The sequence below is a fragment of the uncultured Limnohabitans sp. genome (assembly GCF_937889215.1).
In the GTDB taxonomy this organism is placed as follows: domain Bacteria; phylum Pseudomonadota; class Gammaproteobacteria; order Burkholderiales; family Burkholderiaceae_C; genus Limnohabitans_A.
Window position 1 is genome coordinate 1 of sequence record NZ_CALBEX010000254.1, and the last position, 1,409, is coordinate 1,409.

General features: G+C 60.3%; 2 protein-coding genes. Both read left to right on the plus strand.

Annotated elements, in window-relative coordinates:
* On the plus strand, positions 1 to 947 hold a 947-nt coding region (locus Q0341_RS06475), incomplete at its 5' end, for a COX15/CtaA family protein (protein ID WP_299511325.1).
* On the plus strand, positions 944 to 1,409 hold a 466-nt coding region (locus Q0341_RS06480), incomplete at its 3' end, for a UbiA family prenyltransferase (RefSeq protein WP_299511326.1). The genes Q0341_RS06475 and Q0341_RS06480, both read left to right, overlap by 4 nt.

Below are 1,409 nucleotides of genomic sequence, written 5' to 3' on the forward strand. Positions count from 1 at the left end.
CCTTCACCCGACTGACCGATTCTGGATTGGGCTGCCCCGATTGGCCGGGTTGCTACGGCAGCGCCACGCCCATCGGTGCCAAAGTGGAAATCACTGCGGCACAGACAGCCATGCCAACAGGGCCGGTGACGCACAGCAAAGCCTGGATTGAGATGGTTCACCGCTATCTGGCCACCGGTGTTGGCGTCTTGATCTTGACTTTGGCTGCTATGACCTGGTGGTTACGCCGAAATAGCCGCGAAGTCAGCCCTTGGCTGCCGACGCTCACCCTGGTGTGGGTGTGTTTACAAGGGGCTTTTGGCGCGCTCACAGTCACCATGAAGCTGTTTCCGGCCATCGTCACTTTGCACCTGATGTTTGGCATTGGCCTGCTGGCCTTGTTGATGGCGCAAGCTGTGCGGTACGACGGCGCCGGTTCACGCCCACTGCCTGGCGCCTTGCGCAAAGGCCTGTGGCTGGGTTTTGGCTTGTTGTGGTTGCAAATCGCGTTGGGTGGCTGGGTCAGCACCAACTACGCCGTGCTGGCCTGCCCCGATTTCCCGACGTGTCACGGGCAGTGGGTGCCTCAGATGAACTGGCAAGGCTTCAGCATCTGGCGCGAGTTGGGTTACACGCCTGAGGGCCAATTGCTGCCGTTCTCGGCGCTGGCGTCCATCCATTTTGTGCACCGCTCGGCCGCTTGGCTGGTGTTGGCTGTGCTGTTGTGGGTGGGCTGGCGATTGCGGGTGCAGCCGGGCTTGGCCGTGGCCGGGCGTTGGTTGCTGGGCCTGAGTGCCTTGCAGTTCGCCACTGGTTTGAGCAATGTGGTGTTGGGCTGGCCCTTGCTGGCCGCTGTGATGCACACCGGCGGTGCCGCGGCCATGGTCTTGACCCTGACCTGGGCCTTGAGTGTCAGCCGGGCTGATAATTCAGGCCCTGCCCCCCTTTCCAAAAAGCTTGCCGAATGACCGTCGCCACCGCCCGTTTGCCCATGAATGTTTGGCAACAGTATTACGCGCTGACCAAACCGCGCGTGGTTCAATTGATCGTTTTCTGTGCCCTGATCGGCATGGTGCTGGCCGTGCCTGGCGTGCCCAGCCTGGACGAATTGAAGTTGGGTTTGTGGTCCTGTATTGGCATCTGGCTGGTGTCGGGGGCTGCGGCGGCCTTCAACTGCCTGGTTGAAAAAACCATCGATTCCAAGATGAAACGCACCTCTTGGCGGCCCACCGCCAAAGGCGAGCTGAGCGACCGCCAGGCTTTGCTGTTTTCAGCTGGTTTGTGTGCCTTGGGGTCGTTGGTGCTGTATGTGTTTGTGAACCCCCTCACGATGTGGCTCACCTTTGCCACCTTTGTGGGTTACGCCATTGTTTACACCGTGATCCTGAAGCCGCTCACGCCACAAAACATTGTGATTGGCGGTGCCAGTG